We start from the raw sequence: 26,136 nt of genomic DNA on the forward strand, positions 1-26,136 counted from the left end.
TCCACAGGTCGCAACGGTGTTTCGAGGTCGGCTCGCCGGACGTGGACAGCCACCCGATATTCCGAACCGGAGTCGGCCGTAGATCGTTAGCATGAGATTCGGAGGACCGGCTCAGCGATCCGCGCACGCTGCGGCAGGCCATCGGTACATCGGCCACGGAGGTTCGATGGACAGCACCCCGGCACCGGCACGACCCTGGCGCACCGCGCTCCTCGCCGGAATGGCCTCGTTCCTCGACTCCAGCGCCCTGGTGACCGCCGGGATCGTCGTCGGCACGCTCTACGCCGACGGCATGGGCCTGTCGGACGGGCAGATCGGGCTGGTCCTGGGTCTGCAGACCACGGCGTTCGCGGTCGGAGCGCTCTTCGGCGGACGGCTGGGGGACCGCTTCGGCCGCCGCCGGGTGTTCACCTGGTCATTGGTGGTCTACGCGGTCGGTGCCGGGCTGTTCGTCGTGGCGGGCGGGCCGGCATCGCTGATCATCGGCGCAGTGGCCATCGGGCTGGCGATCGGAGCCGACCTCCCGGTGTCGCTGGCCTTGATCAACGAGCAGGCGCCGGAGGGGAAGAAGGCCGCCCTCGTCGTGTTCTCCTCGGTGCTGTGGAACATCGGTATCGCGGTGACCATGCTGCTCAGCGCCGTGCTCTCCGGTCTCGGCGCCACGGGAGGGCGGGTGCTGTTCGGCTACCTCGTCGTGGTCGCGCTCGTCGTGCTCGGGCTGCGGCTGACGATGCGGGAGTCCGCCGAGTGGCAGGCCGCGCGGCAGGCGGTCGAGGTCGGCGAAGCGGTGCGGTTCCGCGACCTCGCCCAGCTCGTGCGGCCACCGCTGCTCATCGGCCTGCTTGCCACCGGCCTGTACTACGCGATGTGGAACGTCGGGGCGAACACCATGGGCCAGTTCGGCTCGTTCCTCCACGTCAACGTCGGTGGTGGGGACGTGGCGACGTACTCGCTGGTGAGCACGATCGGGCTCGGCGTCGGGCTGGTCGCCGGGTTCGTGTTCATGCGCTTGGTCGACACCGCCGCGCGACCGCGCATGTTCGCCGCCGGTTCGGCGATCATCGTGCTCGCCTGGATCGTCCCCCTGGTGGCCGGGTTCCACGAGTTCTCGCTGCTGGCAACCCTCCTGCTGTCCGGACTGGGCAGCTCCTTCGCCGGGGAGACCCTCTACAAGGTGTGGTCGCAGGAGCTGTTCCCGACCCTGCTGCGCGGAACGGCCCAAGGGGCCACCATCGCCTTCGGCCGCATCGCGGCAGCGCTGGTCGGCTTCGGCACACCGGCGTTGGCGTCGGCCAGCCCCGCGCTGACCTTCACCGGTGTCGCACTCCTGGCGGTCCTCGCCGGTGCCATCGGCCTGTTCTGGATACCCCGGATACCGGGTGCGCGACAGCTCACGGCCGCCGAACGCTGACCAGTCGTGGAGAGGAACTCGTGGAACCGCACACCCCAGAAGGAATCAGCCGCTCCGCGTCCTGGATCGGCAGGTGGACCGACCCGGCCCACCGCATCCGGCGCTCGATCGACTCCGACGCGATCGCCTGGATCGGGCCGGGGGAGTGGCTGGGGCAGACCTTCACCACGCCGGGCAGGTTCACGGCGGTCTGCGCGGACCTCGTCTGCGAGGGCGAACCGCGCGGCCGGTGGGAGCTGTGCGACGCGGCGGGCGAGGTCCTGGCGAGCGCGGCGATCGAGGTCGGCGGCTTCCGGTGGGACCGCTTCGCGCACCACCTCGAACTCGCCGAACCCGCAGCACCGGGCGACTACCTGGTCGGGCTGAGCCTGGAATCCGGGCGGGTCGGCTGGCGGACCCGCACCGCACCCGCGCCGCCGTTCGCGGACGACGGCGTGTCGCCGCTGCCGGTCGAGGGCGTCGCGCTGCGCGACGGAGTCCCCGAACCCGGGACTCGCGCGATCGGTGTGGAAACCGTCCCCGCCCCGAACCCGGTCTTCCGCGCGGTCTTCGACGTTCCCGGCGGGGCGCGCGACGCACGGCTGACCGCAGTGGGGCTGGGCTACGGCGTGTTCCGGATCAACGGGCATGCGGTGACCGAGGACGTCCTCGAACCCGCCCAGACCGCCTACGACAGGACCGTCCTGCACCGCACCTACGACGTCACGTCGCTGTTGGCAGCCGGTCGGAACACGATCACCGCCGAGCTCGGACGCGGCTTCTACGCGGCTCGCGGGGCCAACACCTGGGGCTGGAACCTGGCTCCGTGGCACCGGGAACCGGTGCTGCTCGCGCACCTGGAACACCGCGATTCCGCAGGGACCGGCCACGTGATCGCCTCGGGGCCGGACTGGGAGGCGGCAGCGGGGCCGACCACTGAAGACCTGCTCTACACGGGCGAAACGGTCGACGCGACGTCCGAAACGCGCTGGGAGCCGGCGATCGTCGTACCGCCACCCGGCGGACGGCTGCGCGAGGCCACCGCACCACCCGTCCGCCGCACCGAAACCCGCAGCTCGCAACGGGAAACGACCGTCGGCGACACCACCGTCCACGACTTCGGCACCGTCCTCACCGGACGCGTGCGCTGCGCGATCAGCGGTGAACCGGGTGCCGAGGTCGTCGTGCGCTACGCCGAGCAGCTGGCCGACGACGGTTCGGTGCGCTGCGACAACGTCCTGGCCGCGGGTGAGGCCCAGGTCGACCGGTACGTGCTCGGATCGGAGCCGGTGACGTGGGAACCGCAGTTCGGCTACAAGGGTTTCCGCTACCTGAGCGTGCAGGTCCGGGGCGAGGCCTCGGTCAGCGAGGTGCGGGCGGTGCGGCTGGCCACCACCGTCGAGCGAACCGGGTCCTTCGTCTGCGAGGACGAGACGCTGAGCTGGATCGACGCGGCCACCGCGCGCACGTTCCTGAACAACCTGCACGGCGTGCCCACCGACACGCCGGTGTACGAGAAGAACGGATGGACCGCCGACGCCCACCTGGGCACCGAAGCCGTGCTGCACCACTTCGACCTGCGGGATTCGCTGGTCAAGTGGCTCGACGACCACGTCGACGCGCGCGACGAGACGGGCATGGTGCCGATGATCGTGCCCACGCCGGGGTGGGGACGCGAACCCGATCCCGCGTGGAGCGCCTCGATGGTGCTCATCCCGTGGAACCTCTACTGGGAGCACGGGGACCTGGCGCTGCTGGAGCGCTACGGCGATCCGATCCGCGCCTACACCGACCGCCTGCTGGAGCTCGCCGAAGGCGGGCTGTGGCGCGGGGACAGCTGGGGTGACTGGCTCTCACCCGGGCACTGGCATGCGCCCGAGGGCCCCGAACCGACGGCGACGATGATGCTCCACCGCGTCACCACCCGCACCGCCGAGATCTGCCACGCGCTGGGCGCGGACGGCGAGGCCGAGCGCTACCGCGACGCAGCGCGCAGCATCGCCGCCGCGTACCACGCGAAGTTCTTCGACGAGCTCAGCGGGACCTACCGCTCACCCGAGGCGGGGTTCCGGCAGTCGATGAACGTGCTGCCGCTCGCCTTCGGCGCCGTTCCGGGCTACATCGCCGGAGCCGTGGGGGCCGGTCTCGTCGATGACATCGAGGAGCGCACTCACGGGCATCTCGACTGCGGGGCGGTGGCCGCCAAGCACCTGCTCGGGGTGCTGGCCGACGTCGGTCGCGCCGACCTCGCGGTGACCGTGGCGACCCGGCCCGACCGGCCCGGCTGGGGGATCTGGCACCGGCTGGGGATGGAAACCCTGATGGAGGCGTGGGACGACACCGCTCGTTCGCACAACCACTACTTCCTCGGCGCGGCCTCGGCCTGGATCCAGCAGCGCGTCGGCGGGTTGCGCTCCACCGGTCCCGGCTGGCGGACCTTCGACATCGCGCCCGTGCAGGACGACCGCGTCACCTGGGCCGACGTCCGGCACGTCACCCCGCAGGGGCCTGCCGGGGTGGCCTGGCGGCGGCGCGACGACAACTGGGAGTTCGAGGTGGAGGTGCCCGAGGGCAGCGTCGCCACGCTGCGGCTGCCCGGACAGCCGCCCGCCCGGCTGCCGGCCGGGCGGCACGGGCTCAACCGGCCGGCCACGCCCGGGGCGGGTCGCTAGGCGGGCAGATGTGGGCGGGCGCACCCGCGGCCTCGGTTCGCGGGGTCCTGCGCAAGAGCGCCCGCAGCAGCGAGGCCAGGGAGTACCGCGTCAGGTCCCGGGTCCTGCTGGCCACCCACGGCACTCCCTTGATCAGCAGCCACCGGACGTGGTCCAGGCGCGTCACCGGCACACCGCCCGAGCAGGTCAGCGACACCTCCGAGGGGACGGTCAGGCCCTGCTCGGCCAGGCCCGTCGCGAAGGCCGCCGCCAGCATCCGGTGGCCCAGCTCGGAGGGGTGCAGCCGGTCCACGCTCCACGCGGCGGGGTGGTAGGCGCCGGGCAGCCGGTCCAGGTCCACGATCGCCGCGCCGTGGGCTTCGGCGACCGAGGTGAGGATGCGGTTGAGGGCGTCGATGCGCCGGTTCAGCAAGCGCCGCAGCGGCGCTGGCAGCCGGAACACCCTGGCGTGATCGTGGTACCGGATCGTCACCACCGCCGCGCCCGCCGCGACCAGCGAGCACATCACGTGGTTGAGCTGCTGCCACAGCAGCTCGGCGTTGAAGTCCGAGCGCATCGTGTCGTTCATGCCGATCATCACGATCGCCGCGTCCGGTTCCACGCGCAGCGCGTCGGGCAGCTGGGTGTGCCGGACCTCGGCGACGCGGGCACCGCTGGTGGCGAGGTTGGTGAAGCGGGCGGCCTCGACCGCGTCGGCGAGCAGGGGCGCGAAACCTCGCCACCGGCCGCCCGGAACCGGGTCGCCCATGCCCGCGGCGACGGAGTCGCCGAGGACCGCGAGGCTGCGTACTCGTCGCGAGCCGGGGAGCCCGGTGGTCATCGCGTTGTGCACCCGATCATCGTGAGCCCGGCGGTTCCTCGCGGGGTAAGGCGAGGGTGAAGCCGGAACGACCCTTCGGCGAAAACTCCGGTGGTGCCCTCCGGGCGGTGCGGTCCTGGTCCGGACCGAGGTCCGATTCGTCCGGTCGGTTCAGACCGGAACCGCTCGGTGCCGGCGTGATCAGCGGTTCCGCACGGCGTCGGCGAGGTTCAGGACGATGCGTTCGAGGATCGGGCGCGGGGTGGCGAAGTTGAGGCGCGCGTGTCCGCGTCCCTCCTCACCGCACGCGGGTCCGTCGGTGAGCACGACGCCCGCGTTGTCGCGGAAGAACTCGCCGGGGTGGTCGCCGAGTTCGAGCGCGCGGAAGTCCAGCCACGCCAGGTAGGTGCCCTCGGGATGCCGGTAGCCGACCTCCGGCAGGTGTTCGGCCAGCAACGAGGTGACGGCTCGGCGGTTTCCGTCGAGGTAGTCCAGCACCTCGTCGAGCCACGGCTGCCCCGAGTCGTAGGCGGCGGTGTTGGCGATGAGCCCGAGGTTGGAGGCCCCGTCGGTGGTGTGCGGACCCAACGCCTCCAGCGCGGCCGCGTCGGCGTCGTTGGAGATGATCAGCTGCGCGCACTTCAGGCCCGGCAGGTTCCACGCCTTGGACGCCGAGGTCGCGGTGATCGTGTGGCCGGCGGCGGTGTCCGACAGCGACGCGTACGGGACGTGCCGGTGACCTCGGTAGACCAACGGGGCGTGGATCTCGTCGGAGAACACCCGGCCGCCGTTGCGGTCGACGACCTCGCAGACCGCGGTCAGCTCGTCCGGGGTGAACACCCGGCCCAGCGGGTTGTACGGGTTGCACAGGATCAGCAGGTTGCCGCCCGACTTGAACGCGGCGTCCAGCCCGTCGAGGTCGAACGCGTACCCGTCCCCGTCCTGAACCATCGGAACGGTGATCAGCTGCCGGTCCATCCCGCCGGGGACCTTCAGGAACGGCATGTAGGCCGGCGTGGGCAGGATGACCTTGCTGCCGGGGGCGCTGAAGTGCTCGATGGTGATCGTCAGCGCGCGGATCACGTCGGGGATCGCGTGCACGCGATCGGGGGACGGCCGCCAGTCGTGGTGCGCTGCCTGGTACTCGGTGCAGGCCCGGGACATCTCGTCGGCCAGTCGGGGCGGCTGGTAGCCGAAGTTCAGCGAGTCGACCCCGGAGTGCAGGGCGTCCAGCACGGCCGGTGCCGTGCCGAAGTCCATCTCCGCGACGAACGCCCCGATCGCGTCGCCGTGCAGCGTCCACTTGAGACCGCCCCGCGCGCGCAGGTCATCGATGGTCACGGCGTCGAAAGCGTTGCCCAACACTCATCCTCTCCACAGGTGCTTCTCGAACCAGTGTGAGGCGTAGGGGGCGTCGTTGTAAGCCGGGATTTCGACGTAACCGCGCTTGGCGTACAGCCCGCGGGCTTCGACCAGATCGGAGCGGGTGTCCAATCGGATCGCGTGGTAGCCGAGCGCGGTGGCGTGCTCCTCGACGCCGTCGAGCAGCACGCCACCGAGCCCTCGTGCCCGCATCCCCGGCCGGACGTACATCCGCTTGAGCTCGGCGACGCCGGGCGTCAGCTCGCGGATCCCCGCGCAACCGAGGAGGTCCGGTCCCTCGCGGGCGACCAGGAAGACCCCCGCCGGCGGGTGCAACCCGTCGTCGGGGTCCTCGGCGATCGCCTCGTCCACTTCGGCCTCGGTGGCCGGGCGGTCGTAGTAGCGGCTGGCCATCTCGTCGGTGTACTCGCGCAGCAGGGCCCGGACGAGCGGTTCGTCGACCGCCACCGGGAGGACCTTCACATCCGTGGGCACCCGATGATTGTCACCGCCTTGTCCAACGAATATCAGCCGAACTCGACGCCGAAGACGTTGAGCAGGCCGTAGATGCCCAGCAGCGTGATGGCGATGCTGCTGACGAGCAGGACGAGGTTGAACCAGCGTCCGCCGTGCAGTTCCGGGTCGACCTGGGTCTTGCGCAGGTACCAGGTCGCGATCACCACCGCGGGCAGGAAGATGCCGGTGGCCACGCCGCCGATCTGCACCATCACCACCGGGGAGGAGATCGACAGGTACGTCGCGCCCCACAGGATCGGCAGCACCACGATGCACCCGCGGACCCACTTCTCGCGGGCCTCCCGGTTGTTCCAGTCGAGCACGCCGAGGGTGGCCAGCACGTTGGTGTACATCCGCGACCAGCTGGGGATCGACGCCCACAGGGTGGAACCGAGCACCGCGATCGCGCCGATCAGGAAGCCGATGGCCGCCCACTCGCCGATGACGTCGGTGTACATCTGCGAGAGCGTGGTGATCATCTCGTTGCCCTCGAGCACCAGGCCCTGCGGGTTGAGCACCGCCGCGCCCATGATGAAGAACGCCAGCGTGCCGACGGTGTAGATGATCCACGAGACGAAGACGTCCTTGTACATCACGCGGATCCAGCCCTGCGCGCGCGCCTTCCACTCCGGGCTGCCGTCGTTCGGGCCGACCCAGCGGGCGTAGCCCTTCTCCACGCACCAGTAGGTGTAGAAGGTGATCTCGTCGGCTCCGACGCCGGTGATGCCGAACATCGCCACCGCGGCTCCGATCGCGCCCGCCGGGATGGTGAAGGTCAGGCCGCTGAGCACGTCGTCGCCGCCGTAGCTGAACGGCGTGAACGGCAGTCCCAGGGCGATGACCACGGTGGCGATCGAGAACACCACGACCAGCGCGAACGCGCCGCGTTCGATGAGGTTGTAGCTGTTGGAGTACAGCAGCGCGATGCTGCCTGCCACGACGATGACCGTCCACACGCCCAGCGAGGTGGCGCTCAGGGGTTCGCCGCCGACCGGGATCAGCATGCTCAGGGCCGAGGCGGTGCCGCCGACGATGCCGCCGATCTGCAGGAACTTCGACAGCGCCATGAGGATCCACAGCACGTTGATCCAGCCGATCCGGCCGATCTTGGGCGGTACCTCGTTGAAACCGGTCAGCGCCGGTTTGCCGGTGAGGATGGTCCAGCGGGCGAGTTCGGCCTGCACGGCGACCTTCACGGCGGTGGACAGGATCACCATCCACAGCAGTACGAATCCGACCTTCGCGCCGAGGGCGGTGGTGGCGATGAGTTCGCCGGATCCGACGATCGAGGCGCTGACGATCAGCCCGGGGCCGAGATAGCGCAGGCTCCCGGCCCATCCGGTGGGCGGCTCCTTGATGCCGTCCGCGGTGAGGAGGTAGGGATCGGCGTTGGCGCTCGCGACCTTGGTTCCCATCGGGCACTCCCTTGTGCCTAGAGGTGAGGTAAGAGGCGTCAATTTTCACGTGTGTGAAAGTTTTTGTGAGGTTGTGAAAAGCTACCCACGCGAACAGGGCTGGTCAATCGATGTCGCCAGTCGGGGAATTTTCCTTCCGCTTGCTCGGTTGATCACCTGTCGGCGCCGCGGTTTTCGACCGCTGCCGGTGTTCGTCCGGAGGGATAGGGTTTTTCGCATGGTGGGTTCATTGCTGGGGACCGAGGTTCAGCGCGTCGAAGATCCGGATCTGCTGCGCGGCCGGGGCACCTACATCGGCAACCTCGGGGTGGAAGGGCTGCTGCACATCGGTTTCGTGCGCTCCCACCTCGCGCACGCCGAGATCGCCGGGATCGACGTCTCCGCAGCCGCCGAGGCGCCGGGTGTCGTCGGTGCCTACACGGCCGCCGACCTGGACCTCCCGGTGCCCGCGCCGTTCGTGGAGGTCAACCCGAAGGCCGTCCGGCGGCCGCTGGCCACCGATCGGGTGCGCTTCGTCGGAGAGCCGGTCGCGGTCATCGTGGGCGAGTCGGCCGCGGCCGTCGCCGACGCGATCGAGCTCGTCGACGTCGACTACCGCGCACTGCCGGTGGTCGCCGACCCGGAACGCGCGCTGGACGACGACGCCGAGAGGCAGTTCCCCGACCTCGGTTCGAACATCGCCGCCGGATACCGCGACGCAGCGGGGGACTCGGTGCTCGACGGCGCGGACGTGGTGGTGCGGGCCCGCATCGAGAACCAGCGCGTCGCCGTCGTCCCGCTGGAGGGCAACGCCGTCGCCGTGCAACCGGGCGGGCCCGACGCGGACCACGACATCACGGTGCACGTCTCGACCCAGATGCCGCACGGCGTGCGCAGCGGCCTGGCCAAGGCCTTCGGGTTCGACGACGAGCGCGTGCGGGTGATCTCGCCGCACGTAGGCGGCGGTTTCGGCGGCAAGGCCGGGGCGATCTCCGAGCACGTGGTGGCCGTCGGACTCGCGCTGAAGCTGCAACGCCCCGTCCGCTGGGTCGAGGGTCGCTCGGAGAACATGCAGGGAATGCCGCACGGACGCGGCCAGGTGCAGTACGTGGAGCTGGGACTGCGCCGCGACGGCTCGATCGTCGGGATGCGCTGCCGGGTCGTCGGGGACTGCGGCGCCTACGCCGGTTTCGGCGGATCGCTGGCGCTGGGCCCGACGCGGACCATGGCGCAGGCCGTCTACGACATCCCGAAGATCAGCTACGACGGCATCGCCTCGCTGACCAACACCACGCCCGTCGGTGCCTTCCGCGGCGCCGGGCGTCCCGAGGCCGCGGCGATGGTGGAGCGGATCATGGACCTGGCCGCCGCGGAACTGGGCGTGGACACGGTCGCGTTGCGGCGCAAGAACTTCCTGGTCCCGGAGAGCTTCCCCTACAAGACGCTGACCGGAGCCACCTACGACAGCGGCGAGTACGCGGTGCCGTTCGACGAGGCGCTGCGGCTGGCCGGTTACGAGGAGCTGCGCGCCGAGCAGGCCCGCCGCATCGAGGCCGGTGAGCACCGGCTGCTGGGCATCGGGGTCAGCGCCTACGTCGAGATCACCGGTGGCGGCGCCGGCGAGTACGCCGAGGTCGAGGTGCACGCCGAGGGCGCCCGCATCCGGGTCGGCACCTCCGCGCACGGCCAGGGGCACGCGACGGCGTTCGCGATGATCGTCAACGACACGCTCGGCATCCCGATGGACGCGATCGAGTTCGTGCAGTCCGACACCGCCGAGGTGCCGCGCGGTGGTGGCACCGGCGGGTCCCGCTCGCTGCAGATCGGCGGCAGCGCGGTGCGCGAAGCGGGCACGGAGGTGCTGCGGCGGGCCAAGGAGATCGCGGCCTCGAAGCTGGAGGCCGACGTGGACGACATCGAGGTCACCGACGGCGGTGCGCTGGGCGTGGCCGGTGTGCCGAGCGCGACCGTGGCCTGGGCCGAGCTGGTCGAGGCCGCGGAGCAGGAGGGCGAGCGGCTGGCGGCCAACGTCGACTTCGCCCCGGGCGGGGCGACCTTCCCGTTCGGCGGGCACGTCTCGGTCGTCGAGGTCGACGTCGAGACCGGGCAGGTCACGCCGCTGCGGCACATCGCCGTCGACGACTGCGGCCGGGTCCTCAACCCGATGCTGGTGCGCGGCCAGCAGCACGGCGGCGCCGCGCAGGGCATCGCCCAGGCGCTGTGGGAGGAGGTCACCTTCGACGCCGACGGCAACCCGGAGACCGCGACCCTGGCCGACTACGCGATCCCCTCGGCGGCGGACCTGCCGTCCTTCGAGGTGTCCAACACCGAGACGCTGACGCCGCTGAACCCGCTGGGCGCCAAGGGGATCGGTGAATCGGCGACGGTCGGCTCCACCCCGGCGGTGCAGAACGCCGTCGTGGACGCCGTCAAGCACCTGGGCGTGCGCCACATCGACATGCCCACCACGCCCGAACGGGTCTGGCAGGCGATCCGCGAAGGTGCCGCGGCGACGTACTGGCAGGAGCCGCCCGCGGTCTTCGGGACCCTGCCGGTCCGCGGCGACGACACGCCGGACGAGGAGGAAGCGGTCGTCTGAGGCGCGGTTCAGGCTCTGATTCGAATTTCGCGCGAAATTCGAATCGCGCTGGTCAGGGGTGCGATGACTGCGGAGGTCTTGATGAGCTGGGAACTCGCCGAGGTGTACGAGTCGCCGCACGGGAAGGTGCGGTGGGACAGCTTCGGGGAGGGGGAGACCGTCGTGCTGATGCACGGAACGCCCTTCTCCTCCTTCGTGTGGCGGGACGTGGCCAACGCCCTGAGCGCCCGGTACCGCGTGCACCTGTGGGACATGCCCGGCTACGGCGGCTCGGCGAAGTTCGAGGGGCAGGACGTGTCGCTGGCCGCGCAGCAGGCGGTCTTCACCGGGTGGCTGCGGCACTGCGGGCTCAACGAGCCCTCGGTGATCGCCCACGACTTCGGCGGCGCGGTGGCGCTGCGCAGCGCCCTGCTGGACGGGGTGCGGTACCGGCGGCTGGCGCTGCTGGACGCGGTGAGCGTCCGGCCCTGGGGTTCGGAGTTCTTCCGCCTGGTCAACGCCAACGCCGAGGTCTTCGCCGCGCTGCCGCCGCACCTGCACGAGTCGCTGGTCCGCGGGTACCTGACCACCGCCGCGCACCGCGAGCTCAGGCCCGACGTGCTGGACCGGATGGTGGCGCCGTGGCTCGGCGAGGACGGGCAGCCCGCCTTCTACCGGCAGATCGCCCAGGCCGATGAGCGCTACACCCGCGAGGTCGAGGACCGCTACGGCGATCTGGAGTGCCCGGTGCTCGTCGGCTGGGGCGAGCACGACACGTGGCTGCCGGCGGATCGGGCCCGGGAGTTGGCGCGGCGCATCCCGCACGCCCGGCTGGAGTGGATCCCACAGGCCGGACACCTCGTCCAGGAGGACAACCCGGCGCGGGTGACCGCGCTGATCATGGAGTTCCTCGCCTCCTGACTGTCCAGCATGCGGGAACCCCGTCTCGGGACGTGGTCGCCGAAGGTTTAGAGTGTCGTTCGTCCGTTCGTGTGAATCAGGAGGTTCGGCGCTATGGCTGTCGGCCACGCCTCGCAGGCGCGGGGTTCCGGGGATCCGGGGTCCAAGACCCCACGCAACTCGACCCGACAGGTCGTGCTCGCCAGCCTCGTGGGCACCTCGATCGAGTTCTACGACTTCTACGTCTACGCCACGGCCGCGGTGCTGATCTTCCCGAAGCTGTTCTTCCCGGCGGGTGACGAGACGGCGGCCACGCTGAACTCGCTGGCGACCTTCGGCATCGCCTTCGTCGCCCGGCCGGTGGGTTCGGCGCTGTTCGGCCACTTCGGCGACCGCATCGGACGCAAGGCGACGCTGGTGGCGTCGCTGCTGACCATGGGCATCTCCACGGTGCTGATCGGCTTGCTGCCCGGGTACGCGCAGATCGGCATCGTGGCGCCGCTGCTGCTGGCGCTGTGCCGGTTCGGGCAGGGCCTGGGCCTCGGTGGCGAGTGGGGTGGCGCCGCGCTGCTGGCCACCGAGAACGCGCCGCCGCGCAAGCGGGCGCTGTTCGGGACGTTCCCGCAGCTGGGCGCGCCGATCGGGTTCTTCTTCGCCAACGGCCTGTTCCTGATCCTCTCCGGCGTCATGTCCGATGCCGCGTTCGCCTCGTGGGGCTGGCGGATCCCGTTCCTGGTCTCCGCGGCGCTGGTGATCGTCGGCCTGTGGGTGCGGCTGAGCCTGAGCGAGACCCCGGCGTTCGCGAAGGTGCTGGAGAAGAACGAGCGCGCCAAGGTCCCGTTCGTGCAGGTCTTCCGCACCGACTTCAAGGCGCTGGTGCTGGGCACGTTCATCATGCTGGCGACCTACGTGCTGTTCTACCTGATGACGGTGTTCTCGCTGTCCTACGGCACGTCCGAATCGGGCCTGGGCTACGAGCGCTCGACCTTCCTGGTGATGCTGCTGGTCGGCGTGGTGTTCTTCGGCCTGACGGTGCCGGTGGCCGGGCTGCTGGCCGACCGCTACGGCCGGCGTCCCACGCTGGTGGTCACCACCCTCGCGATCATCGTGTTCGGCCTGCTGATGGGCCCGTGGTTCGGCACCCACTCGACCACGGCCACGGTGCTGTTCCTGGTGGTCGGTCTCGGCCTGATGGGCATGACCTTCGGTCCGATGGGCGCGCTGCTGCCCGAGCTGTTCCCGACCGCGGTGCGCTACACCGGCGCCTCGGTGTCCTACAACGTGGCCAGCCTGCTGGGCGCCTCGGTCGCTCCCTACATCGCCACCTGGCTCGCCGGTTCCTACGGACTGGGCTGGGTCGGCGTCTACCTGGCGGTGGCCGGCGCGGTCACCCTGGTCGCGCTGCTGGCCAGCCGCGAGACGCGGGAGAAGTCGCTCGACGCCTGAGAAACCGGCTGATGAAGCCCCGTCCGGCTACGTCCGGGCGGGGCTTCCATGCTCGCCGACCCGGAGGCCGGACGCGGAATACGGCCGTAATCAGGTGGCGGAGTACCGGAGCAATCCGGGTATCGCGGCGGGGTCGGCGGGGTCGAGTCCCCGGTTCGGGATCACGGGGTGAGGTGGGCGAGGAGGCGGTCGACGAAGGGGGCCTGGGCGGGGTTGAGCTTGGTGCGGGCGGTGTCGAGATCGCACCACAGGGCGCGGTCGACCTCGGGGAAGGCCTGGCGGCGGCCGGAGCGGGGTGGCCATTCGAGGTCGAAGGTGTTGCTGCGCAGGGCCTCCACGTCGAAGTCACGCTCGGCCGCCCACGCCTGGATGACCTTGCCGCTGCGCATCCGGACCTCGCCCAGGGCCACCAGGTCGTGGTCGGGCAGGGCCATGCCGGTCTCCTCGGTGAACTCGCGCAGGGCCGCGGCCTTCGGGTCTTCGTCGGGCTCGTACTCGCCCTTGGGCAGGCTCCAGGCCCCGATGTCCTTGTTCTTGAAGAACGGACCGCCGGGGTGGACGATCAGCACGCTCGGGCCGTCGAGGCGGTACAGCAGGATCCCGGCGCTTCGCTTGCTCACCACGACAGTCTCGCGCATCGGCGCGGGACCTGGCGCGAGCGGGCGTTTCCGACGATGCTGACCGGCGTGGAACGGGTGGTGCTGCACATCGATCTCGACCAGTTCATCGTCGCCGTGGAACTGCTGCGGTACCCCGAGCTGGTCGGCACACCGGTGCTGGTCGGCGGCTCGGGCGATCCGACCCAGCGCGGTGTGGTCGCCGGCGCCTCCTACGAGGCCCGGGCCCAGGGCGTGAAGTCGGGAACGCCGCTGCGCACGGCGGCGGCGCGATGCCCGGAGGCGGTGTTCCTGCCCGCCGACCGCGAGACCTACCTGGCCGCCTCCGCCGACGTGATGACCGCGCTCGGCGAGCTGGGCGGGGTCCTGGAGGTCATCGGCTGGGACGAGGCGTTCATGCTCGTCGACACCGAGGACGCCGTCGACACCGCCCGCTACGTCCAGCGCTTCGTGCGCGAGCGCACCGCGCTGAACTGCTCGATCGGCATCGGCGACAACAAGTTGCGGGCGAAACTGGCTTCCGGCATGGGAAAACCCGCCGGGGTCTTCCGGCTGGACGTGACCAACTGGGTCGAGGTGATGGCCGACAAGCCCACCGACGCGCTGCAAGGAGTGGGCGCCAAGACCGCCAAGAAGCTCGCCGCCCGCGGCATCGCCACCGTGGCCGAGCTGGCCCGCACGCCGATGGCGGACCTGGCGGGCGAGTTCGGCCCCAACATCGGACCGTGGCTGGTGGCGCTCGCGCACGGCTACGACTCCACACCGGTCAGCGACGAGCCGTTCCGCGCCCGCTCGCACGGTCGTGAGGTCACCTTCCAGCGCGACCTGCGCGAGGTCGAGCCGATGCGCGCCGAGATCACCCGCCTGTCCCGCCAGGTCTCCGAGGACCTGGCCGCCGACGACACGCTGGCCCGCCGAGTGGTGGTCAAGGTCCGCGACTCCCGCTTCGCCACCCACACCCACGGCGTCACGCTCGCCGAACCCACCAGGGCCTTCGAACCCATCGACGTCGCGGCGCAGCAGGCGCTGGCCCGGTTCCCGCTGGACCGCCCGGTGCGGCTACTGGGCGTCAGGGCGGAGCTTGTCCGCGAGTAGCGGGGTCAGGCGGAAGTCGACGAGAGTGCGCATGGCCAGCGAGAAGCTGGTGCGCTCGACACCCGGTGTGTCGAGGATGCGCCCGGCGATGCGGTAGAGCTGGTCGGCGTCGGTGGCGACCACGCGCACCAGAAGGTCCGAGTCGCCGGTGAGGCCGAAAACCTCCACCACCTCCGGGATCTCGGCCAGCGCGCCGGCCAGCCGGTCGAGGTGCTGCTGGGTGACCTGGACGGTGATGAACGCGGTCAGCGGGTAGCCGAGGGTCGCCGGGTCGATGCGGCGTTCGAACGAACCGAGTTTCGGTTCCAGCTTCGCCAGCCGCGCCTGAACCGTGTTGCGGGACAGCCCGACTCGGTCGGCCAGCGCGACCACGGTCGCCCGCGGTTCCTCGCGCAGGGCCAGCAGCAGCCGGATGTCGATGTCGTCGAGCGGCTCGGCGGTGGGCAATATGTTCACCTCGTCGGTCGTTGCGGCCCGACCCGGTGAGCAGATTGCTCGATTCGCCGGCCGGGTCTTGTGCAGTGATTCTGGTCTTGGTGTTCTTCTGGGCGCAATGTGGCAACGCGAGGAGGCGTGATGACGAGCCTGGTACCGGCGCGCACCGAGACGGCGGACCTGCGTGAGGTCGAGCAGCGGGTGCTGTGGCTGGCGACCGCGATGATCGACCACGCCAACAGGGTGCGGCCGAACAACTCCGGGCTCAAGGTCGGCGGGCACCAGGCGTCCTGCGCCTCGATGGTCTCGATCATGACCGCGCTGTACTTCGAACACCTCACCGCAGCCGACCGCGTGTCGGTCAAACCGCACGCCTCGCCGGTGCTGCACGCGATCAACTACCTGCTCGGCTCGCTCGACGAGAAGCATCTCACGACGCTGCGCTCCTACGGCGGTGTGCAGAGCTACCCGAGCCGCACCAAGGACCCCGACCCGGCCGACTACTCCACCGGTTCGGTCGGCATCGGCGCCACCGCGCCGATCTGGGGCGCGGTGGCCCGCCGCTACGTCGACACCCACGGCGGAGGGGCGGGCACCGGACGCCAGTACTCGCTGCTCGGCGACGCGGAGCTCGACGAAGGTGCCTGCTGGGAGGCGATCCTCGACCCGACCGTCGCCGACCTGGGCGAGGTCGTCTGGATCGTCGACCTCAACCGGCAGTCGCTGGACCGCGTCGTGCCCAACATCGCCGCGAACCGGCTGCAGGGCATGTTCACCGCCGCGGGCTGGCAGGTCATCACCCTCAAGTACGGGCAGGTGCTGGAGGAGCTGTTCACCCGTCCCGGCGGCGAGGCCCTGCGCGAACGCATCGACGGCATGAGCAACCCCGAGTACCAGCGCCTGCTGCGCTGCACGCCGCCGCAGCTGCGGGAGCGGATTCCCGGCGGGGACGCCGCGATCGAGCGACTGCTGTCCGATGTGGACGACGAGACGCTGGCGGTGGCCATCCGCAACCTGGGCGGGCACGACCTGGACGCGCTGGACTCGGCGTTCAAGGCCATCGACGACACCCGGCCCACGGTCATCTTCGCCTACACCATCAAGGGCTACGGCCTGGCGACCGAGGGACACCCGCAGAACCACGGTTCGCTGCTGGGCGAGGAGCAGATGCGGCAGCTGGCCGGTCAGGTCGGCGCCGACCTCGACGACCCGTGGCACCGCTTCGCCGACGACAGCCCGGCCGGGAAGCGCTGCGCGGAAACGGCTTCCCGGTTGCGCCGCCGCGAACGCGCCCGAGTCAAGCCGCCGAAGCTGCCCACCGACATCGGGCGCACGCCGAGCGGGACGACCACGACGCAGGCGGCGCTGGGACGCACGCTGCTGGACCTGACCCGCGAGTCGCCGGAGGCCGCCGAGCGGATCGTGACGCTGGCACCCGACGTCAGCTCGACCACCAACCTCGGTGGCTGGCTGAACAAGGTCGGCGTGTGGTCCCCGTCCGAGCGCGTCGACTGGTTCGCCGACGACGCCGAGACCATTCTGCACTGGCGGGAACGGCCCGCCGGCCAGCACATCGAACTGGGCATCGCCGAGACGAACCTGGTCAGCCTGCTCGGCGAGCTCGGGTCGACCTGGAGCCGGTGGGGTCAGCCGCTGCTGCCGATCGGCGTGGTCTACGACTGCTTCCTGGGTCGCGCGCTCGAACCGTGGTCGTTCGGCCTCTACGCCGGGGGTCAGTCGATCCTGGTCGGCACGCCCTCCGGGGTGAGCCTGGCGCCGGAGGGCGGGGCGCACCAGTCGGTCGGAACGCCCTCGATCGGGCTGGAGCAGCCCGGCGTGACCAGCTACGAGCCCGCGTTCGCCGTCGACACCGAGTGGTGCCTGCTGGGGGCCATGTCGGAGCTCGGCAAGCCCGGCGGATCCTCGTCCTACCTGCGGCTGTCGACGCGTCCGGTGGACCAGGCGCTGGCGTCGGTGCCCGCCGATCCGGCGGCGCGCGAACGCCGCCGCAGGCAGGTCGTCGGAGGCGCCTACGCGCTGCGGCGCGACGCCGACCCGCAGGTGACGCTGGTGGGCATGGGCGCGCTGATGACCGAGACGCTGGCCGCGGCCGACCGGCTGGCCGACCAGGGGATCGGCGCCGACGTCGTGTGCGTGACCAGCGCGGACCTGCTGTTCCGGGCCCATCGGGGTGATGCGGACCGGAGCGTGCTGGACCAGGTCTTCCCGGCGGATCGGGCGCGCCCGATGGTCACCGTCCTGGATGGACACCCGCACGCGCTGGCGTTCCTGGCCGGTGTCAACCGGATTCCCGCGGTCCACTTGGGCGTCACGGGCTTCGGCCAGTCCGGATCGCTCGACGAGGTCTACCGCCACCACGGTCTCGACACCGGCACCATCATCCGGGCCGCCCTCGACGTGACGCATCGCTGACGTGGGCTCCCCCACTTGGCCAGGAGCGTCGGTCCTGGTTGGGTGATGGGAGTTCCAGGGGCGGAGGTCGTGGTGGGTTCTTTCGAGGTTCGGGCCGAGGCGGGCAGCGTCGTCGACGTGTTCAGCCGGGACACCGCGCCGGTGCTCACCGTGGAGGCAGGGGACGTCGTGACGGTGGAGTCGCTGGATTCCAGCGGCTTCCTGCGGCGCCACGAGGTGCCGGGGGATCAGCAGCCCGTCATGCTCGCCGAGCGGCGGGGACATTGCCTGACCGGCCCGGTCGCCGTGCGCGGCGCCAAGCCCGGGATGGTGCTCGCGGTGCACTTCGAGGAGCTCACCCCCGCCGGGTGGGGGTGGACGGCGACCGCGGGCAAGGACGACTGGCTGATGCGCCGGCTGCGCGTGGACCACGCCGAGCGGACCTGGTTGCTGTGGGAGCTCGACGGCGGGACGGGCACCGACCAGCACGGGCACACCGTGCGGCTCGCGCCGTTCCTCGGCGTGGTCGGCATGCCGCCGGAGGAACCGGGTGAGCACTCGACGATCCCGCCGCGTTCCGAAGGCGGCGGCAACATCGACTGCCGCGAGCTCGTCGCGGGATCGACCCTGTACCTGCCGGTCACGGTTCCGGACGCGTTGCTGCTGCTCGGCGACGGCCACGCCCGGCAGGGCGACGGCGAGGTCGGGGGCACGGCCATCGAGTGCGGCATGACGACCCGGGTGCGGCTGGACCTGGTCGTGGATCGCCCGGTTCCCGGCATCCACGCCGAAACCCCCGCCGGCCTGGTCACGTTCGGCTTCGACGCCGACCTCAACGAGGCCACCGCCACCGCGTTGAGCGCCATGGTCGACTGGCTGCAGATCGAGCAGGCCCTCGACCGCGGTGCGGCGCTGGCGCTGGCCAGCGCGACGGTCGACATGCGCATCACCCAGATCGCCAACCAGGCCTGGGGCGTGCACGCGGTCCTGCCGACCGGCGTCTTGGGGTGACCCGGGTTCGCCTCGCCGTCGCCCTCATGTCCTCCGCGTGAGCTCGGCTGCGCCGTTCGAGTGTTGTTTCCCGGGCTTTCACCTGAACTGAGGTGTTCCGCATCCGCCAAACATGAAAGATTTTCTGATCAGTTCCGGCGCGATCAGAGGACTGGGTATGGCGGACTTGAGCAGGCGCGGCTTCATGCTGGCCGCGGGCATCACGGGCGTGGCACTGGGCGTCGGCTCCGCTTCAGCGAGCCCCCGGCCGGCTCGGACGACCTTGGAGACGGCCGCGCAACCCGCTGCCGGCGAGGGCTACCGGCGGCTGCTCGCCGGGCCGGGCTGGCCGCAGGTCGTGCGCACCGAGCTCGCGGTGGCCGACCCGGGCAGGATCGACCGGCGCGTTCCGATCACCGCGTTCACCCAGTTCACCGACCTGCACGTGACCGACGCGCAGAGCCCCGCGCGCTTCGAGTACCTGCACCCGCTGGCCGGTGGGGCGTTCCGGCCCCAGGAGACGCTGGGCGCGCTGGCCGCCGCGCACCTGGTGCAGCGGGTCAACGAGCTGCGCACCGGCCCGGTCACCGGGGCGCCGATGGACTTCATGATCACCACCGGTGACAGCACCGACAACCACGAGCTCGCCGAGCTCGACTGGTACTTCGCCGTCCTCAACGGCGGGCGGATCGCGCAGAACACCGGCGCCGCCCACTACGAAGGGGTCCAGGCCTCCGGCGACCCGCTGTACTGGCACCCCGAAGGCGGCGTCGAGGACCACTTCCGCGAGGCCGGGTTCCCCGTGCTTCCCGGGCTGCTCGCCGACGCGCTCCGGCCCTTCGCCAGCCCCGGCCTGGACATCCCCTGGTACGCGGTGTTCGGAAACCACGACAACAGCGTCATGGGAACCCTCGCCGACCAGGTCATCCCGCGCGTCAACGACTGGTACACGGGCGACCGCAAGATCATCGGGCGCGATGAGCGGGAAGCCGCCGCCGTCGCCGAGATGCTGCACGGCACGCGGGAGGCGTCGGGCCAGATGGTGCTCGGCGGCAACACCATCGTGCGCACCGTGACGCCCGACGAGCGGCGGCACCCCTTCACCACCGAGCAGTTCATCACCGCCCACCTCGACGAGGCCAACACCGGGCCGGGCCCGATCGGCCACGGGTTCGACTCCGCGGACCCCAAGCCCTACTACACCTTCCGCATCGCCCCGGGCGTCACCGGAATCGCCATGGACAGCACCAACACCGCCGGTCTGGCGGAGGGCTCGATCGGTCTGAGCCAGTACCGGTGGCTGCAGGACGTGCTGACCCGGGGCAGCTCCACCTACTACGACGAGCTCGGCCGCAAGCAGAGCCGACACGCCACGGACGAGCTCTTCGTGCTGTTCAGCCACCACACCTCGGACACGATGACGGCGCTGTGGCCCGACTTCCGCTCGCCCGGCGAGGCCCGCGTGGGCGGGGACGGCGTGGTCCGGCTGCTCCAGCGGTTCCCCAACGTGCTGGCCTGGGTCAACGGCCACACCCATCGCAACACCATCACCCCGCACGCCGCCGACGAGCCCGAACGCGGGTTCTGGGAGATCAACACCGCCTCGCACGTCGACTTCCCGCAGCTGGCCAGGACCATCGAGATCGCCGACAACCGCGACGGCACGGTGTCGCTGTTCACGACCTTGATCGAGGCCGACAGCCCGTACCAGGCCGACTACGACGACCGCTCGCCCGCCGGGCTCGCGGCGCTGTACCGGGAGCTGTCGTTCAACGACCCGCACACCGACCTGAGTCAGCTCGGCGCCTACACCGATCGCAACACCGAACTGCTCGTCCCGGGTCACCTGCCGGTCTGACCCGGGAGGCGCGTCGCGCCCCGGTCGACGACCCTGGGAGGGGACGACCGGGGAGGCCGTGATGAACGTCGTGGTGGGAGTCGACGGCTCGGCGGTGGCGCGCAACGCCGCGGCCTGGGCGGCGCGCGAGGCGGCGCGGCGCGGCTGCGGCCTGCGGATCGTCTACGCCGACCCGACCGCACATCCGGGCGAGGCGCACGTGCGCGCGCAGGTCGCCCACTGGCTCTCCGACGCCGCCGAGCGCGTCCGGTCCGAGCAGCCCGACGTCGAGGTGACCTCGGCGGCGATCCCGGGGCCGCCCGAGCGGGTGCTCGTCGCCGAGTCCGCCGCCGCCGAACTGCTGGTGGTCGGCGACCGGGGCTTCGGCGGGTTCACCGGCCTGCTGGCGGGCGCGGTCGCGGTCAAGGTCGCCGCGCACGCGCTCGGCTCGGTCGCGGTCGTGCCCGACGTCGGCGATCCGCCCACGTTCCCGGACGCGGGCCCGGTCGTGGCCGGTGTGGACGACGCCGAATCCGCCGCGCCGGTGCTCGCGCAGGCCTTCCGGCTGGCCGACATGCTCGGCGAACCGCTGCACGTGGTGCACACCTGGGAGGTCGTCGGCCTCGACCTGAGGTGGTTGCGCAGCAGGCTGCCGAGCGAGGAGGTCGCCGAGCAGGCGCAGCGCTTCCTCGCCGAGGTCATGGCCGGGTGGCGGGAGCGGTTCCCCGGCGTCGAGGTCGAGCGGATCGTGGGGCGCGGTTCCCCCGTGGCGGCGCTGATCAACCACGCGACCGAGGCACAACTGGTGGTCGTGGGCGCGCACGGACGCGGTGGTGTCGCGGGCGCCCACCTGGGCTCGACCAGCCACAAGCTGATCCACCACACACCGGCACCGCTGCTGATCGTTCGATCGCGGCATTGACTTCGGTGTGACCGGGTTCTCATTCTCGGATGCGCATGTTCTTCCGCACTCGACGAGGAGTGGATATGAAGACGAAGGCCGCGATCTTGCACGAGCCGGGCAAGGACTGGGAAGTCGAAGAGATCGAACTGGGCGATCCGATCGAGGGCGAAGTGCAGGTGAGGCTCGCGGCCTCGGGCCTGTGCCACTCGGACGAGCACCTGCGGACCGGCGCCACCCCGATGGCGATCTACCCGGCCGTCGGTGGGCACGAAGGTGCCGGTGTGGTCACCAAGGTGGGTGCCGGGGTCACCGGGATCGAGGAAGGCGACCACGTGGTGCTGACCTTCATCCCGGGCTGCGGCCGGTGTCGTGCGTGCGCGAAGGGGATGCAGAACCTCTGCGACGCGGGCGCGGGCCTGCTGTCCGGAGAGGCGATCTCCGGCGGCCACCGCATCTCCTACCAGGGCAAACCCGCCGCTCCGATGTGCCTGCTGGGCACCTTCGCGCCGTACGTGACGGTCAACCAGGCATCGGTGCTCACCATCGAGAAGGACATCCCGCTGGAGAAGGCCGCGCTGCTGGGCTGCGGCGTGTCGACCGGCTGGGGGACCGCCACCGAGATCGGCGAGACCCGCACCGGTGACACCGTGGTCGTCGTGGGCTGCGGCGGCGTCGGCATCAACGCCGTGCAGGGAGCCGCTGCGGCGGGTGCGCGCTACGTCGTGGCGGTGGACCCGGTGCAGTTCAAGCGGACCAAGGCCGAGGAGCTCGGCGCCACGCACTCCTTCGCCTCGATGGCCGAGGCGCACGAAGCGGTCGGGGAGCTGACCTGGGGTCAGCTGGCCGACGGCGTGCTGATCTGCATCGGCGAGACCACCGGTGAGCACCTGCAGCCGGCGTTGTCGATGACCAAGAAGGGCGGTCAGGTCGTGGTGACCGGCATGGGCCGGGCCGATCAGATCGACGCCCAGGTGAGCCTGTTCGAGCTCACCCTGCTGCAGAAGCGGTTGCAGGGCGCGATCTTCGGCGGGGTCAGCCCGCGCACGCAGATCCCACGGCTGCTGGAGCACTACCGCAACGGCACTCTCAAGCTCGACGAGCTGATCACCACCGAGTACAAGCTGGAGGACATCAACACCGGCTACGCGGACATGATGGCCGGCAAGAACCTGCGCGGCCTGATCCGCTACACCGAAGCCGACTACTGAGAGACCCGGTAGTGGTCGTTCTGCTCGATCGACGACTACTGAGCGGCGTGCGCGCGCGCGAGCTCGCGCATCGCCGTGTCGAGCAGGCCCGAGAGGTCCTGCTCGGGATGATCCAGCCAGTGCTGGTACGCCGACAGCGCCACGCCCAGCGTCGCGTGCGCGATGGTCTGCGGGGTCAGCGCGGTTGACGACTGGCCGAGGCGGTGGCCGACGTATTCGGCCACCACCTCGCGCCAGGCCTCGAAGCGCAGCGTCGAATGCGCTTGCAGCGCGGGCACTCCCAGGATCAGCCGCATGCGCCTGCGGTGGTCGGGGGCCTTCTCGTCCGGGACCCGGTTGAACTCCACCAGGCAGTGCCGCACGGCGTCCATCAGCGGGAGGTCGTCCGGCAGCGCGCGGAACTCGGCGCGCATCCGCTCCAGGCCCGCGTCGAAGTCGCCCCACGGGATGTCGTTCTTCGACGGGAAGTAGTGGAAGAACGTGCGCCGCGCGATGCCCGCGGCGGCCGCGATGTCGGTGACCGTGGTGCGCTCGAAGCCCTGCTCGTCGAAGAGGTCGAAGGCGACCTGCTCCAGTTCCGCTGCGCTGGTGACCTTCCGGCGCCCACCCGTTCGCTGTACTCCAGATGTGTCATGCCGCAACGGATCCCGCTCCACGTCTTGTAAAAATGCACTCGGTGCAAATACCGTGTCGATGGTAGCTCGACACTGTGAGGAGCATCGCATGGCTGACCAGCAGATCGAACAGAGCACCGGAAACGAGCCCGTCGTCGAGGAAGAACTCCTGGTCGAGGAAGTCTCCATCGACGGGATGTGCGGGGTCTACTGATCGTGGCCGCCGCGGAGTTCGACATCAGCTGCGGCTACCGGTTGAATCCGCAGGTCGCGTTGCGCCCCGAACCCTTCGGGGCGCTCGCGTACCACTTCGGCAACCGGAAGCTGTCGTTCCTGAAGGTTCCCGAACTGGTGGAACTGGTCCGCGAGCTCGACGAGCACGCCAGCGTCGAAGAGGCGCTGGCGCGCATCCCCGAGCAGCGCCGCCCGCAGTTCCGCGCAGCACTGGCCTCCCTGGCCGCATCCGACATGATCCGCCCGCAGGAGTGAGGTTCGTCGAAGCGGTGCCGGCTGAGCCCTGCACCTGAGACGGCGGCTTCGCCGCGTTGAGAAAACACTTGCCACCCAATGCAGACGACGAAGTCCCGTTGGAAGTGAGCCTGCAATGACCACCACAGCACCGGTTCCCGCGCTCGTGGAGCAGTTCAAGGGCGGACTCGACGCCCCGATCTGCCTGACGTGGGAGTGGACCTACGCCTGCAACCTGGCCTGCGAGCACTGCCTGTCCTCCTCCGGGCGGCGGGACCCGAACGAGCTCTCCACCGCCGAGATGAAGGCGGTCATCGACGAGCTGCAACGCATGCAGGTCTTCTACGTCAACGTCGGCGGCGGTGAACCCACCGTGCGCCCCGACTTCTGGGAACTCCTCGACTACGCCATCGACCACCAGGTCGGGGTCAAGTTCTCCACCAACGGGCTGCGCATCGACGCCGAACGCGCGCGCCGCCTGGCCGCCACCGACTACGTCGACGTGCAGATCTCCCTCGACGGCGCGACCCGCGAGGTCAACGACGCGGTGCGCGGGCCCGGATCGTTCGACATGGCGATGACCGCGCTTGAGAACCTCTCCGACGCGGGCATGCGCGACTTCAAGATCTCGGTGGTGATGACCAGCCAGAACGTCGACCAGCTCGACGACTTCAAGGTCATCGCCGACCGGTTCGGCGCGCAGCTGCGCATCACCCGGCTGCGGCCGTCCGGGCGCGGCGCCGACGTGTGGGACGAGCTGCACCCCTCCGACGCGCAGCAGCGGCAGATCTACGACTGGCTGGTCGCCCGCGGCGACCAGGTGCTCACCGGAGACTCGTTCTTCCACCTCAACGCGCTGGGATCGACCCCGCTGCCGGGCCTGAACCTGTGCGGCGCGGGCCGGGTGGTGTGCCTGATCGACCCGGTCGGCGACGTCTACGCGTGCCCGTTCGCCATCCACGACGTGTTCAAGGGCGGGAACGTCCGCGAGGAGGGCGGTTTCGCCCGCGTGTGGCGGGAATCGGAGCTGTTCAACGATCTACGGCAGCCGCAGTCGGCGGGGGCGTGCGCGTCCTGCTCGCACTACGACGCCTGCCAGGGCGGCTGCATGGCGGCGAAGTTCTTCACCGGACTCCCGCTGGACGGACCCGACCCCGAGTGCGTGCAGGGGCACGGGCAGTCCGCGCTGTCCATCGTGGACAAGAGCGAGCTGCCCAAGGCGACGCAGGACCACTCGCGTTCCTCGCGGCGCAAGGTCGGGCTCGGCATGCCCGCCGTCCCGGCGAAGCCCTGCGACTCGTCTCCGCTGGTGAGCGGGTTGTGAAGCTCGTCGACCCCGTCCGGATCGGCCGGAGCACCGCACCCTCGCGGGTCCTGTTCGGACCGCACGATACCAACCTCGGGCGCGATCGCGACATCTCGGACCGGCACGTCGGCTACTACGCGGCGCGCGCCGCCGGTGGAGCCGGTGTGCTGGTCACCGAGATCGCGAGCGCGCACGACTCGGACTGGCCCTACGAACGCGCTCCGCTGGCGTCGCGCTGCGGTCCTGGCTGGGCCGCGGTGGCCGAGGCGTGCCGCCCGCACGGGACCGTGGTGCTCGCCGGGCTCGGGCACTCCGGGTCGCAGGGTTCCTCGGCGTTCTCGCAGCGCGTGCTGTGGGCGCCCTCGCGGGTGCCCGACGTCGCCGGCCGCGAGATGCCGATGGAGCTGGAGCAGGCCGAGATCGACGCGCTGGTGGTGGGTTTCGCCTCGGCCTCGCGCGAGGCGATGCGCAGCGGATTGCACGGGGTCGAGCTCAACGCCGGGCAGTTCTCGCTGCTGCGGCAGTTCCTGTCCGCGCTGACCAACCAGCGATCCGACGACTACGGCACCGACCGCACCCGCCTGCTGCGCGAGGTCCTCGCCGCGGTGCGCGAGGAGGTCGGGGAGGGCGTGGTCGGACTGCGGTTGTCCTGCGATGAGCTCGCGCCGTGGGCCGGCATCACGCCGGAGGCCGCGGTCGGCGTCGTCGAATCGGTCCGCGACGCGGTCGACTACCTGGTGGTGGTCCGCGGCTCGGCGATGGGCACCTCCGCCACCCGTCCCGACCTGCACACCGAGCCCGGCTTCAACATCGACCTCTGCAAGGGGATCCGCGAAGCCGCCGGAGGAACGCCGGTCGTGCTGCAAGGCAGCGTCGTCGACCCGGACCAGGCTCAGCGAGCCCTCGACGACCGCGTGGCGGACCTGGTCGAGATGACCCGGGCGCAGATCGCCGATCCCGACCTCGTCGCCGAGGTCCGCGAGGGCAGACCGGTCCGCCCCTGCGTGCTGTGCAACCAGAAGTGCAACGTCCGCGACAACCGGAACCCCCTCGTCAGCTGCATCGTCAACCCCTCCGCGGGCCACGAGACCGATGAGCCCCCGATTCCCACCGAAACCCATCCCCAGACCCCCACCGCAACCGACCACAAGACCTCCACTGAAGTCGGGCACCGGATTTCCACTGAAGTTGGG

General features: G+C 70.7%; 22 protein-coding genes. 15 read left to right on the forward strand and 7 right to left on the reverse strand.

Going from position 1 to position 26,136, the window contains the following annotated elements; translation table 11 throughout:
* Positions 1–166 precede the first annotated feature (166 nt).
* On the forward strand, positions 167–1,411 hold the full coding sequence (locus E1202_RS14120; RefSeq protein WP_165943854.1) for an MFS transporter: 1,245 nt from the start codon (positions 167–169) through the stop codon (positions 1,409–1,411).
* 20 nt (positions 1,412–1,431) lie between these two features.
* On the forward strand, positions 1,432–4,062 hold the full coding sequence (locus tag E1202_RS14125) for a family 78 glycoside hydrolase catalytic domain (RefSeq protein ID WP_165943855.1): 2,631 nt from the start codon (positions 1,432–1,434) through the stop codon (positions 4,060–4,062).
* Here the strand turns inward: E1202_RS14125 and E1202_RS14130 are convergent.
* The 4 genes from E1202_RS14130 to E1202_RS14145 all read right to left on the reverse strand — a co-directional run bounded on the left by E1202_RS14130 (position 4,028) and on the right by E1202_RS14145 (position 8,154).
* Positions 4,028–4,894: an SGNH/GDSL hydrolase family protein gene (locus E1202_RS14130; protein ID WP_235878335.1), complete on the reverse strand. Its 867-nt coding sequence runs from the start codon at positions 4,892–4,894 to the stop codon at positions 4,028–4,030. The genes E1202_RS14125 and E1202_RS14130 overlap by 35 nt on opposite strands.
* 168 nt (positions 4,895–5,062) lie before the next feature.
* A complete protein-coding gene (locus tag E1202_RS14135) occupies positions 5,063–6,226 on the reverse strand; it encodes a MalY/PatB family protein (protein ID WP_235878337.1) in 1,164 nt (387 codons plus the stop codon).
* Positions 6,227–6,718: a GNAT family N-acetyltransferase gene (locus E1202_RS14140; RefSeq protein WP_235878340.1), complete on the reverse strand. Its 492-nt coding sequence runs from the start codon at positions 6,716–6,718 to the stop codon at positions 6,227–6,229.
* Between the two features lie 32 nt (positions 6,719–6,750).
* Positions 6,751–8,154 carry an Nramp family divalent metal transporter gene (locus E1202_RS14145; RefSeq protein ID WP_132683511.1) on the reverse strand — a complete coding sequence of 468 codons (1,404 nt, stop codon included), beginning with the start codon at positions 8,152–8,154 and terminating at the stop codon, positions 6,751–6,753.
* A 217-nt stretch (positions 8,155–8,371) separates the two neighbouring features.
* On the opposite strand from E1202_RS14145, the gene E1202_RS14150 reads away from it, so the two are divergent.
* From E1202_RS14150 to E1202_RS14160, 3 genes are all read left to right on the forward strand, one after another.
* Positions 8,372–10,732, forward strand: a complete 2,361-nt coding sequence (locus E1202_RS14150) for a xanthine dehydrogenase family protein molybdopterin-binding subunit (protein ID WP_132683512.1) — start codon at positions 8,372–8,374, stop codon at positions 10,730–10,732.
* A gap of 63 nt (positions 10,733–10,795) precedes the next feature.
* Positions 10,796–11,632: an alpha/beta fold hydrolase gene (locus E1202_RS14155; protein ID WP_132683513.1), complete on the forward strand. Its 837-nt coding sequence runs from the start codon at positions 10,796–10,798 to the stop codon at positions 11,630–11,632.
* A 93-nt stretch (positions 11,633–11,725) separates the two neighbouring features.
* Positions 11,726–13,057: an MFS transporter gene (locus E1202_RS14160; protein ID WP_207918625.1), complete on the forward strand. Its 1,332-nt coding sequence runs from the start codon at positions 11,726–11,728 to the stop codon at positions 13,055–13,057.
* Positions 13,058–13,218: 161 nt separating this feature from the next.
* Here the strand turns inward: E1202_RS14160 and E1202_RS14165 are convergent, their stop codons facing one another.
* Positions 13,219–13,680: an NUDIX domain-containing protein gene (locus E1202_RS14165; protein WP_235878352.1), complete on the reverse strand. Its 462-nt coding sequence runs from the start codon at positions 13,678–13,680 to the stop codon at positions 13,219–13,221.
* Positions 13,681–13,743: 63 nt separating this feature from the next.
* Here E1202_RS14165 and E1202_RS14170 point away from each other — a divergent pair, with 63 nt between their 5' ends.
* Entirely contained in the window at positions 13,744–14,769 is a 1,026-nt protein-coding gene (locus E1202_RS14170; protein ID WP_165943856.1) for a DNA polymerase IV, read from the forward strand.
* On the opposite strand, the gene E1202_RS14175 is transcribed toward E1202_RS14170, so the two are convergent.
* Entirely contained in the window at positions 14,734–15,216 is a 483-nt protein-coding gene (locus E1202_RS14175; protein WP_132673726.1) for an Lrp/AsnC family transcriptional regulator, read from the reverse strand. The genes E1202_RS14170 and E1202_RS14175 overlap by 36 nt on opposite strands.
* A 129-nt stretch (positions 15,217–15,345) precedes the next feature.
* Here E1202_RS14175 and E1202_RS14180 point away from each other — a divergent pair, with 129 nt between their 5' ends.
* From E1202_RS14180 to E1202_RS14200, 5 genes are all read left to right on the forward strand, one after another.
* On the forward strand, positions 15,346–17,637 hold the full coding sequence (locus E1202_RS14180; RefSeq protein WP_132683516.1) for a transketolase-like TK C-terminal-containing protein: 2,292 nt from the start codon (positions 15,346–15,348) through the stop codon (positions 17,635–17,637).
* 72 nt (positions 17,638–17,709) lie between these two features.
* Positions 17,710–18,627, forward strand: a complete 918-nt coding sequence (locus tag E1202_RS14185; protein ID WP_235878343.1) for an acetamidase/formamidase family protein — start codon at positions 17,710–17,712, stop codon at positions 18,625–18,627.
* A 157-nt stretch (positions 18,628–18,784) separates the two neighbouring features.
* Positions 18,785–20,464, forward strand: coding sequence for a TIGR03767 family metallophosphoesterase (locus tag E1202_RS14190; RefSeq protein ID WP_132683518.1), 1,680 nt, complete (start codon positions 18,785–18,787; stop codon positions 20,462–20,464).
* Between the two features lie 61 nt (positions 20,465–20,525).
* Positions 20,526–21,365 (forward strand): universal stress protein, encoded by an 840-nt coding sequence (locus E1202_RS14195; RefSeq protein ID WP_132683519.1) that lies wholly within the window; start codon positions 20,526–20,528, stop codon positions 21,363–21,365.
* Positions 21,366–21,430: 65 nt separating this feature from the next.
* The gene (locus E1202_RS14200; protein WP_132683520.1) at positions 21,431–22,555 is read left to right on the forward strand and encodes an NDMA-dependent alcohol dehydrogenase; all 1,125 of its coding nucleotides are present in this window, start codon (positions 21,431–21,433) and stop codon (positions 22,553–22,555) included.
* A gap of 35 nt (positions 22,556–22,590) precedes the next feature.
* Here E1202_RS14200 and mftR read toward each other — a convergent pair whose 3' ends face one another.
* Positions 22,591–23,196: a mycofactocin system transcriptional regulator gene (gene mftR / locus E1202_RS14205; protein ID WP_235878345.1), complete on the reverse strand. Its 606-nt coding sequence runs from the start codon at positions 23,194–23,196 to the stop codon at positions 22,591–22,593.
* A gap of 82 nt (positions 23,197–23,278) precedes the next feature.
* On the opposite strand from mftR, the gene mftA reads away from it, so the two are divergent.
* From mftA to E1202_RS14225, 4 genes are all read left to right on the forward strand, one after another.
* Entirely contained in the window at positions 23,279–23,383 is a 105-nt protein-coding gene (gene mftA, locus E1202_RS14210) for a mycofactocin precursor MftA (protein WP_132673720.1), read from the forward strand.
* A gap of 2 nt (positions 23,384–23,385) precedes the next feature.
* On the forward strand, positions 23,386–23,658 hold the full coding sequence (gene mftB / locus E1202_RS14215) for a mycofactocin biosynthesis chaperone MftB (protein WP_132683522.1): 273 nt from the start codon (positions 23,386–23,388) through the stop codon (positions 23,656–23,658).
* Between the two features lie 115 nt (positions 23,659–23,773).
* Entirely contained in the window at positions 23,774–24,961 is a 1,188-nt protein-coding gene (gene mftC / locus E1202_RS14220) for a mycofactocin radical SAM maturase (protein WP_132683523.1), read from the forward strand.
* On the forward strand, positions 24,958–26,136 hold a 1,179-nt coding region (locus E1202_RS14225), incomplete at its 3' end, for an oxidoreductase (RefSeq protein WP_456238807.1). The genes mftC and E1202_RS14225, both read left to right, overlap by 4 nt.

The organism is Saccharopolyspora karakumensis (assembly GCF_004349225.1).
Classification (GTDB): domain Bacteria; phylum Actinomycetota; class Actinomycetes; order Mycobacteriales; family Pseudonocardiaceae; genus Saccharopolyspora; species Saccharopolyspora endophytica.

Bases quoted from the DNA above. Each gene is read 5' to 3' on its own strand.
- E1202_RS14120 (WP_165943854.1), top strand. From the start codon at position 167: ATGGACAGCACCCCGGCACCGGCACGACCCTGGCGCACCGCGCTCCTC.
- E1202_RS14145 (WP_132683511.1), bottom strand. From the start codon at position 8,154: ATGGGAACCAAGGTCGCGAGCGCCAACGCCGATCCCTACCTCCTCACC.
- E1202_RS14150 (WP_132683512.1), top strand. From the start codon at position 8,372: ATGGTGGGTTCATTGCTGGGGACCGAGGTTCAGCGCGTCGAAGATCCG.
- E1202_RS14155 (WP_132683513.1), top strand. From the start codon at position 10,796: ATGACTGCGGAGGTCTTGATGAGCTGGGAACTCGCCGAGGTGTACGAG.
- E1202_RS14160 (WP_207918625.1), top strand. From the start codon at position 11,726: ATGGCTGTCGGCCACGCCTCGCAGGCGCGGGGTTCCGGGGATCCGGGG.
- E1202_RS14180 (WP_132683516.1), top strand. From the start codon at position 15,346: ATGACGAGCCTGGTACCGGCGCGCACCGAGACGGCGGACCTGCGTGAG.
- E1202_RS14190 (WP_132683518.1), top strand. From the start codon at position 18,785: ATGGCGGACTTGAGCAGGCGCGGCTTCATGCTGGCCGCGGGCATCACG.
- E1202_RS14195 (WP_132683519.1), top strand. From the start codon at position 20,526: ATGAACGTCGTGGTGGGAGTCGACGGCTCGGCGGTGGCGCGCAACGCC.
- E1202_RS14200 (WP_132683520.1), top strand. From the start codon at position 21,431: ATGAAGACGAAGGCCGCGATCTTGCACGAGCCGGGCAAGGACTGGGAA.
- mftA (WP_132673720.1), top strand. From the start codon at position 23,279: ATGGCTGACCAGCAGATCGAACAGAGCACCGGAAACGAGCCCGTCGTC.
- mftC (WP_132683523.1), top strand. From the start codon at position 23,774: ATGACCACCACAGCACCGGTTCCCGCGCTCGTGGAGCAGTTCAAGGGC.